Source organism: Streptomyces sp. JLSY215, from assembly GCF_059682825.1.
This window is the reverse complement of record NZ_CM185022.1, coordinates 6,065,244-6,080,397: the sequence shown is the minus strand read 5'-3', so window position 1 is coordinate 6,080,397 and position 15,154 is coordinate 6,065,244. Positions and strand designations below refer to the sequence as shown.

Genomic DNA, 15,154 nt, shown 5'->3' with positions numbered 1-15,154 from the left:
GATCACCCCTTCGCGTACAGGAGAATCGAGCCATGAGCAACCCCCAGCAGCTGCGCTACAGCAAGGAGCACGAGTGGCTGTCGGCCGCCGAGGACGGCGTGTCGACGGTCGGCATCACGGAGCACGCCGCCAACGCGCTCGGTGACGTCGTGTACGTGGAGCTTCCCGCGGTCGGCACGCAGGTCACGGCGGGCGAGTCCTGCGGCGAGCTGGAGTCGACCAAGTCGGTCAGCGACCTCTACTCGCCGGTCGACGGTGAGATCACGGAGATCAACGAGGACGTCGCCGCCGACCCCGCACTGGTGAACTCCGCCCCGTTCGAGGGCGGTTGGCTGTTCAAGGTGAAGATCAGCGGCGAGCCGGACGACCTGCTCTCGGCCGACGAGTACGCCGCCTTCGTCCAGGGCTGAGGCTCCCCGGCCCGACCGCCCCGTCCCGCGACCGCCTGCGCGCAAGCTCCCCCGGACCCCGTCCGGGGGCCCCTCGCGCCCCCTGACCCCTCCAGGAAAGACTCATGTCGCTTCTCAACAGCTCCCTCCATGAGCTCGACCCCGACGTCGCCGCCGCCGTCGACGCCGAGCTCCACCGCCAGCAGTCCACCCTCGAGATGATCGCGTCGGAGAACTTCGCCCCCGTCGCCGTCATGGAGGCCCAGGGCTCCGTCCTCACCAACAAGTACGCCGAGGGCTACCCCGGCCGCCGCTACTACGGCGGCTGCGAGCACGTCGACGTCGTCGAGCAGATCGCCATCGACCGCATCAAGGCCCTCTTCGGCGCCGAGGCCGCCAACGTCCAGCCGCACTCCGGTGCGCAGGCCAACGCCGCCGCGATGTTCGCGCTGATCAAGCCGGGCGACACCATCCTGGGTCTGAACCTCGCGCACGGCGGGCACCTCACCCACGGCATGAAGATCAACTTCTCCGGCAAGCTCTACAACGTGGTGCCCTACCACGTCGACGAGAAGACCAACCTGGTCGACATGGAAGAGGTCGAGCGCCTCGCCAAGGAGCACCGCCCGAAGCTGATCGTGGCCGGCTGGTCCGCCTACCCGCGTCAGCTGGACTTCGCCGCCTTCCGCCGGATCGCCGACGAGGTCGGCGCGTACCTGATGGTGGACATGGCGCACTTCGCCGGCCTGGTGGCCGCGGGGCTGCACCCCTCCCCGGTGCCGCACGCCCACGTCGTGACGACCACCACGCACAAGACCCTCGGCGGTCCCCGCGGCGGCGTCATCCTCTCCACCCAGGAGCTGGCCAAGAAGATCAACTCCGCGGTCTTCCCGGGTCAGCAGGGCGGCCCGCTGGAGCACGTCATCGCGGCGAAGGCGGTCTCCTTCAAGGTCGCGGCGTCGGAGGAGTTCAAGGAGCGCCAGCAGCGCACCCTCGAGGGCGCCCGCATCCTCGCCGAGCGGCTGATCCAGCCGGACGTCACCGAGGTCGGCGTCTCCGTCCTGTCCGGCGGCACCGACGTCCACCTGGTCCTGGTCGACCTGCGCAACAGCGAGCTGGACGGCCAGCAGGCCGAGGACCGCCTCCACGAGGTCGGCATCACGGTCAACCGCAACGCCATCCCGAACGACCCCCGCCCCCCGATGGTCACCTCCGGCCTGCGCATCGGCACGCCGGCGCTGGCCACCCGCGGCTTCACCGCCGAGGACTTCCGCGAGGTCGCCGACATCATCGCCGAGGCGCTCAAGCCGTCGTACGACACCGAGGCGCTCAAGGCCCGCGTCACCGCACTGGCGGACAAGCACCCGCTGTACCCGTCGCTGTGACATACCGCACCGCGCCGGACCGCGCCGCATCGGCGATGTGACGCGCGTCACGACGTAAGGAACCAGCCGTGAGCCCGGGGCCGCACACCCGCCCCGGGCTCACGGCCGGTCCGCGCGCCCGCGCGGCCGAGCATCCGTCCCTTTCCTCCGGTCATCTGCCGTTGTCCGTGACGACGGTCACTCGACGATGCCCGTACACGGTCCGGTGCCGCCGTCCGGGTTACGCTCGAAAATCGGCGCAGAAACGTACCTGCTGCCGTCTGGGCTCCACCCCCGCCCCGCCGCTCCACGTCCACCACGAGCAGACAAGGGAGTCCGCCACCGTGGCCATCTCCGTCTTCGACCTCTTCTCCATCGGCATCGGCCCCTCCAGCTCCCACACCGTCGGCCCGATGCGCGCCGCCCGGATGTTCGTCGGCCGGCTCAAGAAGGACGGTCTGCTCGCCCAGACGGCCTCGGTACGCGCCGAGCTCTTCGGCTCCCTCGGCGCCACCGGCCACGGCCACGGCACCCCCAAGGCGGTCCTGCTGGGCCTGGAGGGCCACTCCCCCCGCACCGTCGACGTCGAGACCGCCGACGACGAGGTGGCGCGCATCCGCACCACCGGGCGGCTGCGTCTGCTCGGCGCCGAGATCGGCGCCGCCCACGAGATCGACTTCGACGAGAGCCGCGAGCTGATCCTGCACCGCCGCCGCTCCCTGCCGTACCACGCCAACGGCATGACCCTCTTCGCGTACGACGCGAGCGGCGCCCCGCTGCTGGAGAAGACCTACTACTCGGTCGGCGGCGGCTTCGTCGTCGACGAGGACGCGGTGGGCGAGGACCGCATCAAGCTCGACGACACGGTGCTCAAGCACCCCTTCCGCACCGGCGACGAGCTGCTGCGGCTCTCCCGCGAGACGGGCCTGTCCATCGCCTCCCTCATGCTGGAGAACGAGAAGGCCTGGCGCACCGAGGACGAGATCCACGAGGGCCTGCTGGAGATCTGGCGCGTCATGCAGGGCTGCGTGAGCCGCGGCATGTCCCGCGAGGGGATCCTGCCCGGCGGCCTCAAGGTCCGCCGCCGCGCCGCCAACGCCGCCCGCGCCCTGCGCTCCGAGGGCAACGCCGAAGCGCACGCCATGGAGTGGACCACCCTCTACGCGATGGCCGTCAACGAGGAGAACGCGGACGGCGGCCGGGTGGTGACCGCTCCCACCAACGGCGCGGCCGGCATCATCCCCGCCGTGCTGCACTACTACGTCAACTTCGTTCCCGGCGCCAACGAGGAGGGCGTGGTCCGCTTCCTGCTCGCGGCGGGCGCCATCGGCATGCTCTTCAAGGAGAACGCCTCCATCTCCGGCGCCGAGGTCGGCTGCCAGGGCGAGGTCGGCTCCGCCTGCTCCATGGCCGCCGGCGGCCTCGCCGAGGTCCTGGGCGGCTCCGCCGAGCAGGTCGAGAACGCCGCCGAGATCGGTATGGAACACAACCTCGGCCTGACCTGCGACCCGGTCGGCGGCCTCGTCCAGATCCCCTGCATCGAGCGCAACGGCATGGCCGCCGTCAAGGCCGTCACCGCCGCCCGGATGGCGCTGCGCGGCGACGGCCGCCACCACGTCTCCCTCGACAAGGTCATCAAGACCATGAAGGAGACCGGCGCCGATATGAGCGTCAAGTACAAGGAGACGGCGCGCGGCGGGCTGGCCGTCAACATCATCGAGTGCTGAGGGCCTGACCCGGCGCCGACGGTGAGGGGCATTCCTGCGTGCGCGGGGTGCCCCTCACGCGCATGTGGGGCGGGCCGTCACGGCGGCGACCACAGAGAACCCACAAGATTGCCGTCTACGGTCGCGGGGCGGCCGCCTCGCGAGGGGATGCCGCCAAGGGGTGGGTCGGTGAACCGGAACGGCGTCGACAGTGAACTGCACACGGTGCGGCGGCTCTGTGGTCCAGGGGCCCGACGGCCGATGGTCCTGCAACAACTGCGGGGCGAGCGGATGAGCCGGGTGCGGCACGGAAAACCGGCGCGACCAGAGCGGAGCTTGGAATGTGCGCGGCGAAGCGCCTCGACCGGGTCCTGGTCGTCGACGACGACGCGGTGATCCTGCGGTCCCTCGGACGCGGTCTGCGGCTCAACGGATTCGCCGTCGCGCTCGCCGAGGACGGCCCGTCCGCCCTCGCCGAACTGACGGCCCGGCCCCCCGACGTCGTCGTCCTCGATGTCTCGCTGCCGGGGATCAGCGGCATCGAGATCTGCCGCACGCTGCGCGCCGGCGGCGACGAGGTGCCGGTGCTGATGCTGTCCGCGCTGGACGAGCTGGCGGACCGGGTCGCGGGGCTGCAGGCCGGGGCGGACGACTATCTGGTCAAGCCCTTCGCGCTCAAGGAACTGGTGCTGCGGTTGCAGGCCCTGCTGCGCCGCCGCCCGCCCGCGGCCACGGACGCGGTGCGGATCGGTGACCTGGTCCTGGACACGGCCGCGCGGGAGGTGACGTACGGGGGCGCGGAGGTCGGGCTCACCCGGCGGGAGTTCGAGCTGCTGGAGGTGCTCGTGCGCAACGCGGGCGTCGTCCTCACCCGCGACCAGCTCCTCGACCGCGTCTGGGGCTACGACTTCGAGGTGCGCACCGACGCCGTCGACACATTCGTCAGCTACCTTCGCCGCAAGCTGGAGGCCGGAGGGCGGCCACGCATCGTGCACACGGTCCGCGGCGTCGGCTTCGTGCTGCGGGCGCCGGCACCGGAGGCCGCACGGTGAGGATCCACCCGAAGGGTCCCCGCACGACGGGTCTGCGGATGACGGGTCTGCGGACGACGGGACTGCGGACGACGGGACTCCGCATGCCGCGGCTGCGCACGATGCGGCTCACGACCCGGATCGCCCTCTCCATGGGGATCGCCGTGCCGCTGCTGGTCCTGGGCTCGGGGGCGCTGCTGCTGCGTCTGGTCACCCATGACGTGCACGCCGAACAGGACGCCCGTCTGCGGGAACGGGCCGCGGTGCTGCTGCCGATGGCCAGGGGTCTGCTGCGGGCCGAGGGCGGCGGCCGGCCCCAGCGGACGGCGAACCACGAGCGGCGGCTGCTCGACGCGGGGCTCGATGTCGGGGTCCGCCTCAGCACGTCCGGCAGCGGGCAGGACCCGACGGCCGGCGGCGGGCAGGCGCCGGCCCGGGTGGTGGCCCGGGCCGGACCGCAGCCGCCGGACACCGTGCCGCTGCCGCCCGCGGCCCTCGCCCCGGTGACGGTACGGTCCGAGGGACACACCTGGCGGATGCTGTCGGTGCAGGTCAGGGGCGCGAGCGCGAAGGCCGGCCCGCACGGCACGCTGAGGGTGTTCTCCCGGGGATCGGCCGGGAGCGCCGAGATCGGCACCGTACAGCGGCGCATCCTTCTGGTGGCGCTGGTCGCCGCGCCGCTGGCCGGGCTGGTCTCCCTGGCCATCGCCGAGCGCGCCACGCGGCCGCTGCGCCGGCTCCAGCGTCGGGCCGGCGGCCTGGACCCCGGCACCAGCGCGGCCCGCCTGGACCACACGCCGTCGCGGATCACCGAGGTGGACGACCTGGCCGGCACCCTGCAGACCGTCCTGGCCCGTTATGACGAGCAGGCGGCGCGGACCCAGGAGGCGCTGGCCACCGCGCGGGCCTTCTCCGCGACCGCCTCGCACGAACTGCGCACCCCGCTGATGGGCATGCAGACCAATCTGGACATCCTCACCGACCACCCTGACCTCGGTCCGGCCGACCGCGCGGAAGTCCTGGCCGACCTGCACGCCGGACACGAACGGCTGATGGACATGCTGATCGCGCTCCGGGCGCTCGCCCAGGGCGACCTGGTGGAGGCCGACGCCTTCGGTGTGGTGGACCTCTCCGAGGTCGTCGCGGCGGCGGTGGGCGACCTGGGGCGGCAGCACCCCGAAGCGCGGCTCACCACCCGTCTCGCCCCCGGACTGTGGCTGAACGCCTGGGAGCCGGGCCTGCGGATGGCCGTCGACAACCTGCTGCGCAACGCGGTGGTCCACGGGGCCCGGCCGGGCGCGCCCGCGAGGGTCGAGGTGGTGCTGCGGCCGAGCGGCCGGACGGCGGACCCGGCGGCGGTGCTCACCGTGGACGACGACGGGCCGGGCATCGCGCCCGAGGACCGCGAGCAGGTCTTCCAGCGGTTCCACCGGCGCCCGGACAGCCCCGGTTCGGGACTGGGGCTGACCCTGGTGGCCCAGCAGATCGCGCTGCACCGCGGCGCGGTGCGGATCGTGGAACGGCCGGCGGGGCGGCCCGGCACCCGTTTCGAGGTGCGGCTGCCCCGTCTCCAGGACGCGGGGACCGACACCCGCACCCTGGAACTGCCGCTGCGCCGCGACTGGTTGAGCGAGTTCCCGGGGCGGGAGGATGCCGTCCGGGGGCTGCCCGAGAAGCCTGCCAGGGGTCCCGGCGAGGGCTGAGCCCGTCACCTCCCCCGGGGCCGCGGCTCCTTGACCACCCGCCGCGTGCTGCGGGTGGCGCCCGCGGTGCACGTCACCGAGCGGAACCGGCCGCCGACCTCGGCGACCCAGAACGCATCGGCCACCGTGTGCGCCTGGACCCGCAGGCTGCGCCGCCACCCCCGGAAGGCGGCCTCGACGACATCGGCGCCGGGCGGCAGCTGCCCCCACGCCAGCGACCAGTGCGTCGCCGAACGGCCGCTGCGCCGGCCGCCCCTGAGCGGGGAGACGGTGAGCGTGCCCACGACGGACACATCGATCAGCCCGGCCCTGCTGTGCACCTCCAGGGCGGGACGGTCCCGGGAGCCCCGCGCGATGCGCAGCCTCCAGCCGCTGAGGGGCAGCCGCAGCTCACCGGGCTGCACGGCGGTGAGGGTGCCCGGGCCCGTACGGGAACGCTCTTCCGGCATCACGAAACCACCGCAATCCACTGTGCCTCCTGGGTTTTGACGCCTCGGTACAGGACGTCTCCGAAGCCCGACGGCCAACGGCCAACGGCCAACGGCCAACGGCCAACGGTCAACGGCCAGGAGCGTAGGAGCGCTCTTTGTGGATTCCCTGTGCCGGCGAGGCGGCCCCCCGGACGGAGAGGGCGCCGGCTCACAAGATCCCCACAAAGAACGCTCCTACGGTCTGCGGCACACGGCCCGTCCGACTCCCCCTGGACGGACGCGGCCGTGCCCATCCATCCGCAGAACGTCCCTCCCTGGAAGGGAGCACCACCATGCAGCGTCCGAAGACCGCAGTGGCAGGAGTCCTCACCGGACTCGCGCTCGCCGCGTCCCTGCTGGGCACGGCGGTACCGGCGAACGCGGCGGAGTCCGGCGACCCGGCCGCCTCGCCCGCGGCGTCGAGCGCGGGCCACCACCGCCACGGTGGGCACAAGGGCCTCTGCGCCCGGGTGCCCAAGGTGGAGAAGCGCATCGACCGGGCGCTCGCCCGGATCAACGGCGATGTGCACACCCGTGGCTCCCTCGCCCGCCTGGAGCACCGGGTGAAGACGGCCCGCGACAAGAACCACGACGCGGTCGCCACGTTCCTCCAGGACCGGCTCACCCGGCGCAAGGAACTGAAGCCCACCCTCACCCGCGAGCGCACCGACATCAAGGCCGTCGCGGCCTGGTGCGCCAAGAAGGACGACGCCAAGGGCGGCAGCGGTTCATGAGGCGACGGCGCGTGGGGCGGGCCCGGCGCGTCGCGCTGCTGCTGACGGCGGCGGTCGCGGTACCGGTCCTGACGGCCACCGGCTGTTCGGGGGACACCGGCCGGTCGTCCTCCGCCCCCGGGACGTCGTCCGGGTCGTCGGCCGGGTCGTCGGACAGCCGCGGCTCATCGGCGTCATCCGGCTCGTCCGGCTCATCCGGCTCGTCCGAGGCGGACCGGATGCAGAAGAAGCTGGACGACGCCGAGAAGGCGGCGGACGCGGCCGACTCCGACGCTGCCACCGACCCCCGGTGAGGAGCTGACCCTCGGCGGAGCCCGCACCGGGCCGGGGAGCGACGGCGGCCGGGAAGCGACGGGGGTTCCCGACCGCCTCGGCGCACCCCCGGCCCAGGCGCGCGCCGCCGCCGAGCGGGCCGGGCTCCGGAGCCGGGGACCGGCGTCGCCCGGGGGTCCGGGATCAGGGTGACGATGCGGACGCGCCGCCGCTGACCTTTCCGGCCGGTGTCCCGGTGAGGATTGGCGGGGCCGGCTATCTGCCGATCTCCCAGGCGAACGGCGGGAGTTCGCGGGCCCGGGAGTAGATGTCCAGGGCGGAGGCCGCGGGGACGAAGGGGTGGACGCGGGCGCCTTCGAGGCCGGCGAGGAGGCGGGCGCAGTGGTGGACGCAGCCGGCCACCTCCCGGCCGTGCCGGTCGACGATGGTGGCGGCGTCGTGCGGCCCCTCGCACGGGGTGGGGTCCTTGACGGCGGCCGCGGGACAGCGCCGCTGGAGGGGCCTTGCGGGTGGGGCTGCTGGGGGGTTTGTGGCGTGCTCGGACCGGTGTTCCATGGCGTCCCCCTGGCGGTGCGGTGATCGCTTCCGTGGGCCCCTGTCGGCGCCCAGGACAGTGCTGCTCCGCACGGTGCCGGTCCATGCACGCTTGGCGAAGACCTGGTCCTATCGTCAGCTATTCATGATGTGGGGCGGTGTCGTCGGCCGGGCCGGTGCGCGGGCCGGGGAGGGCGAAGGGTTCGGCGAGGAGGGCCAGGCTCAGGACGGTGGCCGCCAGGAGCCAGCCGGCGAGGACGTCGCCCGGCCAGTGGACGCCCAGCACGACGCGGGTGGCGCCGACGCCGAGGGCCCAGAGGGCGAGTACGGCGGCCCAGGTGCGGGCGGTGGCGGGGCGGGCGCGGTGGGCGATGCCCCAGGCGAGGAGGCCGGCCGCCAGGGCGGAAGTGGTGGCGTGGCCCGAGGGGAAGGCGTACTGGCTCGCGTGGGTGGTCCAGTCGGCGGCGGGTGGGCGGGGGCGGGCCAGGAGTTCCATCAGGCCGTAGCGGATCGCCTGGCCGAGGGCGAGTACGGCGAGGGTGCAGACCGCCGCGCGCAGCCGGCCGAGTGCGTCGCGCCCGGCCAGCAGGCCGCCGAGCACGGCCATGAGGTAGGGGAGGGCGCCGGTGCCGCTCGCGGTGAGGGCGCGGGCCAGGGAGCGCAGCGGCTCCCCGTTGTGCGCCCTCGCCCAGTGGTGCGCGGCCTGTTCGGGGGCGAGCGGGGCGCCGTGGCGTACGGCGTCGAGGACGGCCGCGGCGGCGAACAGGGCGGCGCAGAGGGCGGCCAGGGCGAGGAGCGGGCCGCGGCGGTGCGGGCGCGGCCCCGTCGCGGTCACCGCGCGGTCACCAGGGGCCGCAGCCGGGTGGCGCGGACCCGGTCGACGGCGGGCGCCGCGCGACGGGCCAGGGGCATCAGCGCCCCGGCGAGCAGCGCGCCGGTTATCAGCCCGGCGACGACGTCGTGGGGGTAGTGGGCGCCGACCCAGATGCGGGAGGCCGCCATCAGGACCGCGGCCGGGACCGCGATCCGGCCGAGGCCGCCGCCGCACAGCACCAGGGCGACCGCGGCGGCAGCGGCGATGGCGGAGTGGTTGCTGGGGAAGGACCAGTCGCCGGCACCGGGGCACGCCTCGACGGTGACCACATGGAGCGTGCGGCAGGGCCGCTGTTCGTCGAAGAGGCTCTTGATCACGTCGTTGGCCAGATAGGCGACGACCACCACCACCGGGGTGGCCAGCACCAGGGCCATCTGCCGGGAGCCGCCGCGCCGGGCCCGCCACCAGGCGATCAGCATCAGCACCGCGAAGAGGCCCAGGCCGTAGTCGGTCCAGTAGGAGACGAGGGTGTTGAGGGTGTGCGGGGCGCGCTGCGCGAGACCGGTGATCCAGGTGTACAGCCCGCCGTCCAAGGAGGCTCCGCCGAACGCGAGGGTGTGCATGGGGTTCTCCTTGGCGGCGGAGGGCGGATCCGGTGGGGGACGGGTGGGTTCGGATTCCGGGTGCGGGCGGGTTTACTGGAGCGGGCCTGCCGTGCGACCGGCCCTACCGACTACAGTCACGTAGACGGTATCGGTCTACGGAACTGTAGACGACGAAAGGGTGAAGGGCGTTCCATGTCGGAGACACCCCCCGTACCGCGGCGCCCGGCCGGTGAGCTGGAGGCGAGCGTGCTGGCGGCGCTCTGGGCGGCCGCGGGGCCGCTGAGCCCGGCCGAGGTGCAGAGCGCGCTGGGCGGCCGGCTCGCCCGTACGACCGTCACGACGATCCTCACCCGGCTGCACGGCAAGGGCGCGGTCTCCCGCTCCCGGGCCGGACGCGGCTACGCCTATGCGCCGATACACGACTCCGCCGGACTGACCGCCCGCCGGATGCGCAGCGAGCTCGACAAGCAGGGCGACCGGGGCACCGCGCTGGCCCGTTTCGTCTCGCAGCTGACGAGCGAGGACGAGCGGCTGCTGCGCTCCCTCCTGGACGAGACGGACGGCGGCGGAAAGGACGCGCCGGGTGCCCGTGGCGACGCCGGCTCCGGAGCCGCGCCGTGATCTTCGCCGTATGGCTTCCGCTGCTGATGCCGCTGCTCGCCGTGCCGGCCGCCCGGCGGTTCGCCGAGTCGCTGCCGCCGCGCGCCGCGGCCTGGCTGCTGACCGGCTGCGCCGCCGCTCTGGCGCTGTGCGCGAGTGCGGCGCTCGGGCTGCTGGTCGCCGCCGGGGCGCTGTGGCTGCCCGCGGTCGCCGCCCTCGACCATCTCTCGCTGCCGCTGCTCGGCGGCGATCCGGCCGTCACCGTCCCGGTGGCGTACGCGGCGGGCGCCCTGCTGACGGCCTGCGCGGTCGCGGCCGGCCGGCGTGCGCTGCGCCACCGCGCCGAGCTGCGCACCGCCCGGCGGGCCACCGACGCCCACACCGTGGCCGGTGATCTGTGCGTCCTCCCGGACCCGGTGCCCGATGCGTACGCCCTGCCCGGGAGGCCGGACCGGGTCGTGGTGACCGCCGGGATGCTGCGGGCGCTGGCGCCGGCCGAACGCGAGGCCCTCTTCGCCCATGAGCGGGCCCATCTCTCCGGCCGCCACCACCTCTTCGTGCTCACCGTCGCGCTGGCCTCGGCCTGTCACCCGCTGCTCCGCGGTCTGCGCGCGCCGCTGGCGTACGCCCTGGAGCGCTGGGCCGATGAATCGGCCGCGTCCCAGGTCGGCGACCGCCGTCTGACGGCCCGCGCCATCGGCCGCGCCGCGCTGGCCGGTCCCGGGGCGGCGGGGGGATCCGCCTCCCCGCACCGTCCGGGCGTCGCGCTCGCCGCCACGGCGGGACCGGTCCCCCGCCGCGTCGCCGCCCTGCTCTCGCCCGGCCGCCCGGCGGCGCACCGGCGGCCGGTGGGCCGCCGGCTGGTCGCCGCGGCGCTGCTCGCCTGTGTGGCGTTGTCGGCGGCGGGCGCGCTGGACGCCGCGGCCGATCTGCACCACAGCGTGGAGACGGCCCAGGGCGAAACGGAGCGGTGAGCGGGGCTCAGGGGCCGGCCACTGGGTCAGGGCCGCGCCCTAGCTAGTCCCCTGTCCCCTCGTCCTTCTCCGTACCGCTCGGGCCGCTGCGCCCCCGCCCCACCGTGAACCCCAGTACGGCCCCGCCGCCCGGCCGGCGGCTGACGAACGCATGCCCGCCATGGGCCGTGGCGACGTCGCGCACGATGGCCAGGCCCAGGCCCGATCCGGGGAGCCCGCGGGCCGCCGGTGCGCGGTAGAAGCGGTCGAAGACCCGGCTGAGGTCGGATTCGGCGATGCCGGGGCCGCGGTCGAGGACCTCGATGCGGGTGCCGGTGACCCTGACCTCGATGGGGCCGGTGCCGCCCGCGTCGAATTTGGCGGCGTTCTCCAGGAGGTTGGTGAGCGCCCGGTGCAGGGCGGCCGGGCGGCCCTCGACCTCGGCCGGGCGGACGGTCCCCACGGTGATCTCGCGGCCCGTACGACGGCGGGCGGAGGCCGCGGCCTTCTCCGCGACGTCCGCGAGGCGCACCTCGCAGAGCGGGTCGTCGTCGCGCTGTCCGGCGGCCAGGCCGACCAGTTCGTTGACCAGATCGGTCAGCTCGCGGGCCTCGCCCGCCAGGTCGGCGAGGAGTTCGTCGCGGGCGTCCGGCGGCAGCTCCTCGAAGCGCTTGAGCAGTGAGATGTTCGTACGGAGCGAGGTCAGCGGGGTACGCAGCTCATGTCCGGCGTCCTGGACGAGCCGCTGCTGGTCCTCGACGGAGCTGGCGAGCCGGCCGAGCATGTCGTCGAAGGCCCGCCCCAGCCGGGCGACCTCGTCGCGGCCCGCCACCGGCACCGGGACGTCCAGCCGCCCGTGTTCGGCCACGCTCTCGGCGACGGAGGTGAGCCGGATGAGGCGGCCGGTGATCCGGCGGGCCAGCCACCAGCCGGCCGCTCCGGCCAGCGCGATGACCGCGGCCGCCAGGAGGGCGGTGCGCTGCTGGAGCGCGGCGAGCAGGTCCTCGGTCTCGCTGAACTTCTGGGCGACCTGCACCGCCCCGCGCCCGCCGCCCAGCGCGACGGTCGCGACGTGGTACTTGTCGTCGCCGACCGCGGCCTCCCGCTGCGTGTACCGGCCCGCGCGGCGTTCCTCGGCGATCCGGCGCTCCTCGGGGCCGGCCGGGAGGGGCGGCCGGCCCAGGTCCACGATCCGGCCGCCGGCGCCCAGCACCTGGACATCGGTTCGGGTGGGGCGGGTGAGGTCGTCGCGCGGCCCGTCGTGGTCGGGGTCTGCGGTCACATAGTCGGCGGGCCGGAACGGCTTCTCCTGGACCTGCGTCCGCAGATCCCCGACGACCCCGGAGAACACCGACTTCTCGTCCACCCGCACCAGCCGGGCCGCCGCGTCATAGCTGAGGAAGCCGACGAGTACGGTCACCGCCGCGGCCCCGGCGGCGAAGGTCAGCGCGAAGACGGTGCGCAGGCTGGCCGGTTTCCGGGTGCGCAGCCAGGCACTCAGACGGTCCCGCAGCCGGCGGATACGGCCGCGGAGGCGTCCGCCGCGGGACCCGGTGCGGCCCGCGGGCCCGGCCACCTCAGTCCTCCCGGAGGACGTAGCCGACGCCCCGCACGGTGTGGATCAGCGGCCGGGTGCCGGGCACATCGACCTTGCGGCGCAGATATCCCACGTAGACCGCGAGGTTCTTCGAGCCGGGGCCGAAGTCGTAGCCCCAGATCCGGTCGTAGATCGTCGAGTGGTCGAGGACGATCCCGGCATTGCGGGCGAGCAGTTCCAGCAGTTCGAACTCGGTGCGGGTCAGTTCCAGCTCGCGCTCACCGCGCCAGGCCCGGCGGGAGGGGCCGTCGATGCGCAGATCGGCCGCCTCGACGAGGCCGCTGTCCGCCGCCCGGCCGTCGCCGTGGGGCTCCTGGCCGTCCCGGGCGTGCTCCGCCGGGCCGCCGTCGCCGGCCGGGGCGGTCCGCCGCAGCAGCGCCCGCAGCCGGGCGAAGACCTCCTCGACCTCGAAGGGTTTGACGACGTAGTCGTCCGCACCGGCGTCCAGGCCGGCGATCCGGTCGGCGGTCTCGACCCGGGCGGTGAGCATCAGGACCGGGGTGCGGTCCGCCTCGGCGCGCAGCACCTGGCACACCTGGAGGCCGTCGATCCCCGGCATCATCACGTCCAGCAGGATCACGTCGGGCCGCTCGCGGTGGGCCGCGGCGAGCGCCTGGATGCCGTCGGCGACGGCGATGACCCGGTATCCCTCCAGGGTGAGGGCCCGCTCCAGGGCGGTGCGGATCGGGCGATCGTCCTCGGCGAGCAGTACCAAATGGGTCACCCGGCAAGTCTGCCAAGGCCGCGGCGGTGCGACGGGGCCGGGCCGCCCGCCCCGGGGCTTTCTTACCGGGCTCTCACCCCCGGCTCTTACCGGTCTCTCACCTGGTCCACGCCGACGGCTTACCCCTTACCGCAACCGTTGCCCGATGCCGGACCGGCCGGCCACGGCGACGGGCCCCGCCCAACGGGCCCCGGGAAGAACCGTATGAAGATCACCCTTCTGCTGCACAACGCCTACGCCATCGGCGGCACCATCCGCACCACCTTCAACCTGGCCGCGGCCCTCGCCGGCCGGCACGACGTCGAGATCGTCTCGATGATGCGGCACCGCGAGGTCCCGCGGTTCGCGCTGGACCCCCGGGTGCGGCTGGTGCCCCTGGTGGACACCAGGGTCGGCAGCGACGACATGGCCGATCCGCTCTTCGGCGAGCCCGCCCGGGACTTCCCCGCCGCCGAGAAGCGGCACCACCAGTACAGCCGGCTGATCGATGTCCGGGCGGCGCAGTTCCTGCGGACGACGGACGCGGACGTGCTGATCGGCACCCGTCCCGGCATCAATGTCTACCTCGCCCGCTTCGGCCCGCGCCGGGCCCTGCGGATCGCCCAGGAGCATCTGCGGCACGATGCGCACGGCAAGCGGCTGCGGGCCGAGCTCGCCCGCCACTACCGGACGCTGGACGCCGTGGTCACCACCACCGAGGCCGATGCGGCGGTCTACCGCACGCGGATGCCGCTGCCGGGCGTGCGGGTCCTGGCCGTGCCCAACATCGTTCCGGCGCCGGACGACGCGCTGTCCGACGGCACCTCGACGGTGATCGCCGCGGCCGGCCGGCTGGTCCGCGGCAAACGCTTCGACCTGCTGATAGAGGCCTTCTCCGCGGTCGCCGCCAAGCACCCCCGATGGCGGCTGCGGATCCACGGCGGCGGCGCCGAGCGGGCGCAGCTCCAGGAGCTGATCGACGGGCTGGGGCTCGGCGACCGGGCGGAGCTGACCGGGCCGCGCTCGCCGATCGAGGCGGAGTTCGCCAAGGCGTCGATCGTCGCGTCGGCCTCGGACGCCGAGTCGTTCGGCATGACCCTCGTCGAGGCGATGCGCTGCGGTGTGCCGGTCGTCAGCACCGACTGCCCGCTCGGCCCGGCCGAGATCATCGACAGCGGCGAGAACGGGCTGCTGGTGCCGCTCGGCGACGGGCAGGCGCTGGCCGACGGGCTGCTGCAGCTGATCGAGGACCCGGCGCGGCGGCGCCGGATGGCCGGCGCGGCGCTGGCAAGCGCCCGCCGCTACGACCCGGAACCGATCGCCGCCCGCTATCAGCTGCTCTTCGAGGAGCTGCGGGCCACCCGGCACGGCCGGGCGGGGCGGCGCGCGCTGGGCCTGGCCCGGGGGCGCGCGCGGGCGCTGCTGCGGCGGGTCCGGCGGTCGGCCGGCGCGGCGGCCCGAGCCGCAACCTGAGCGGGCGGGGCCGGTCCGGTCGGCGGGACCGGCCCCTCCCCCTGACTCCTGCCCCCTGCCCCCTGACTCCTGTCCCCTGCCAACACATCGTTTTCGCGGGGAACTTCACCGCCGCGATCTGGCGTCTCGGAACATGAACATGCTGAACTGCTGGAACCCACAGGATGCTTCGAGCAGTTGACTCAGATGACGCTTCGCATCGCAG

Annotated in this window: 16 protein-coding genes; 10 read left to right on the top strand and 6 right to left on the bottom strand. The window is 74.3% G+C overall.

Features of this window, described 5'->3' with window-relative positions:
* Positions 1 to 32 precede the first annotated feature (32 nt).
* The 5 genes from gcvH to AC5677_RS27205 all read left to right on the top strand — a co-directional run bounded on the left by gcvH (position 33) and on the right by AC5677_RS27205 (position 6,193).
* Positions 33 to 410 carry a glycine cleavage system protein GcvH gene (gcvH, locus tag AC5677_RS27225; RefSeq protein ID WP_497190557.1) on the top strand — a complete coding sequence of 126 codons (378 nt, stop codon included), beginning with the start codon at positions 33 to 35 and terminating at the stop codon, positions 408 to 410.
* A 104-nt stretch (positions 411 to 514) separates the two neighbouring features.
* Entirely contained in the window at positions 515 to 1,774 is a 1,260-nt protein-coding gene (glyA, locus tag AC5677_RS27220) for a serine hydroxymethyltransferase (protein WP_497190556.1), read from the top strand.
* 323 nt (positions 1,775 to 2,097) lie between these two features.
* Positions 2,098 to 3,480: an L-serine ammonia-lyase gene (locus AC5677_RS27215; RefSeq protein ID WP_497190555.1), complete on the top strand. Its 1,383-nt coding sequence runs from the start codon at positions 2,098 to 2,100 to the stop codon at positions 3,478 to 3,480.
* Between the two features lie 320 nt (positions 3,481 to 3,800).
* Positions 3,801 to 4,511 carry a response regulator transcription factor gene (locus AC5677_RS27210; protein ID WP_497190554.1) on the top strand — a complete coding sequence of 237 codons (711 nt, stop codon included), beginning with the start codon at positions 3,801 to 3,803 and terminating at the stop codon, positions 4,509 to 4,511.
* A complete protein-coding gene (locus tag AC5677_RS27205; protein WP_497190553.1) occupies positions 4,508 to 6,193 on the top strand; it encodes a sensor histidine kinase in 1,686 nt (561 codons plus the stop codon). Before AC5677_RS27210 ends, AC5677_RS27205 begins: the two co-directional genes overlap by 4 nt.
* A gap of 5 nt (positions 6,194 to 6,198) precedes the next feature.
* Here the strand turns inward: AC5677_RS27205 and AC5677_RS27200 are convergent, their stop codons facing one another.
* The gene (locus AC5677_RS27200; protein WP_497190552.1) at positions 6,199 to 6,642 is read right to left on the bottom strand and encodes a hypothetical protein; all 444 of its coding nucleotides are present in this window, start codon (positions 6,640 to 6,642) and stop codon (positions 6,199 to 6,201) included.
* A 314-nt stretch (positions 6,643 to 6,956) separates the two neighbouring features.
* Between AC5677_RS27200 and AC5677_RS27195 the strand changes: the two genes are divergently transcribed.
* Positions 6,957 to 7,397, top strand: coding sequence for a hypothetical protein (locus AC5677_RS27195; RefSeq protein ID WP_497190551.1), 441 nt, complete (start codon positions 6,957 to 6,959; stop codon positions 7,395 to 7,397).
* Entirely contained in the window at positions 7,394 to 7,690 is a 297-nt protein-coding gene (locus AC5677_RS27190; protein WP_497190550.1) for a hypothetical protein, read from the top strand. The genes AC5677_RS27195 and AC5677_RS27190 overlap by 4 nt, the downstream gene beginning before the upstream one ends.
* Before the next feature lie 235 nt (positions 7,691 to 7,925).
* Here the strand turns inward: AC5677_RS27190 and AC5677_RS27185 are convergent, their stop codons facing one another.
* The 3 genes from AC5677_RS27185 to AC5677_RS27175 form a co-directional block, all read right to left on the bottom strand.
* Complete coding sequence (locus AC5677_RS27185; protein WP_497190549.1) at positions 7,926 to 8,225, bottom strand: hypothetical protein; 300 nt, start codon at positions 8,223 to 8,225, stop codon at positions 7,926 to 7,928.
* A gap of 118 nt (positions 8,226 to 8,343) precedes the next feature.
* Positions 8,344 to 9,039, bottom strand: coding sequence for a phosphatase PAP2 family protein (locus tag AC5677_RS27180; RefSeq protein ID WP_497190548.1), 696 nt, complete (start codon positions 9,037 to 9,039; stop codon positions 8,344 to 8,346).
* Positions 9,036 to 9,641: a phosphatase PAP2 family protein gene (locus tag AC5677_RS27175; RefSeq protein ID WP_497190547.1), complete on the bottom strand. Its 606-nt coding sequence runs from the start codon at positions 9,639 to 9,641 to the stop codon at positions 9,036 to 9,038. Before AC5677_RS27175 ends, AC5677_RS27180 begins: the two co-directional genes overlap by 4 nt.
* A 174-nt stretch (positions 9,642 to 9,815) precedes the next feature.
* On the opposite strand from AC5677_RS27175, the gene AC5677_RS27170 reads away from it, so the two are divergent.
* Together AC5677_RS27170 and AC5677_RS27165 are read left to right on the top strand one after the other, a co-directional pair.
* Entirely contained in the window at positions 9,816 to 10,244 is a 429-nt protein-coding gene (locus tag AC5677_RS27170; protein WP_497190546.1) for a BlaI/MecI/CopY family transcriptional regulator, read from the top strand.
* On the top strand, positions 10,241 to 11,197 hold the full coding sequence (locus AC5677_RS27165) for a M56 family metallopeptidase (protein ID WP_497190545.1): 957 nt from the start codon (positions 10,241 to 10,243) through the stop codon (positions 11,195 to 11,197). Before AC5677_RS27170 ends, AC5677_RS27165 begins: the two co-directional genes overlap by 4 nt.
* A gap of 43 nt (positions 11,198 to 11,240) precedes the next feature.
* Here the strand turns inward: AC5677_RS27165 and AC5677_RS27160 are convergent, their stop codons facing one another.
* Together AC5677_RS27160 and AC5677_RS27155 are read right to left on the bottom strand one after the other, a co-directional pair.
* Positions 11,241 to 12,752: a sensor histidine kinase gene (locus AC5677_RS27160; RefSeq protein ID WP_497190544.1), complete on the bottom strand. Its 1,512-nt coding sequence runs from the start codon at positions 12,750 to 12,752 to the stop codon at positions 11,241 to 11,243.
* 1 nt (position 12,753) lies between these two features.
* Entirely contained in the window at positions 12,754 to 13,497 is a 744-nt protein-coding gene (locus tag AC5677_RS27155; RefSeq protein ID WP_497190543.1) for a response regulator transcription factor, read from the bottom strand.
* Between the two features lie 204 nt (positions 13,498 to 13,701).
* Here AC5677_RS27155 and AC5677_RS27150 point away from each other — a divergent pair, with 204 nt between their 5' ends.
* Complete coding sequence (locus AC5677_RS27150) at positions 13,702 to 14,949, top strand: glycosyltransferase family 4 protein (protein WP_497190542.1); 1,248 nt, start codon at positions 13,702 to 13,704, stop codon at positions 14,947 to 14,949.
* Positions 14,950 to 15,154: the final 205 nt, after the last annotated feature.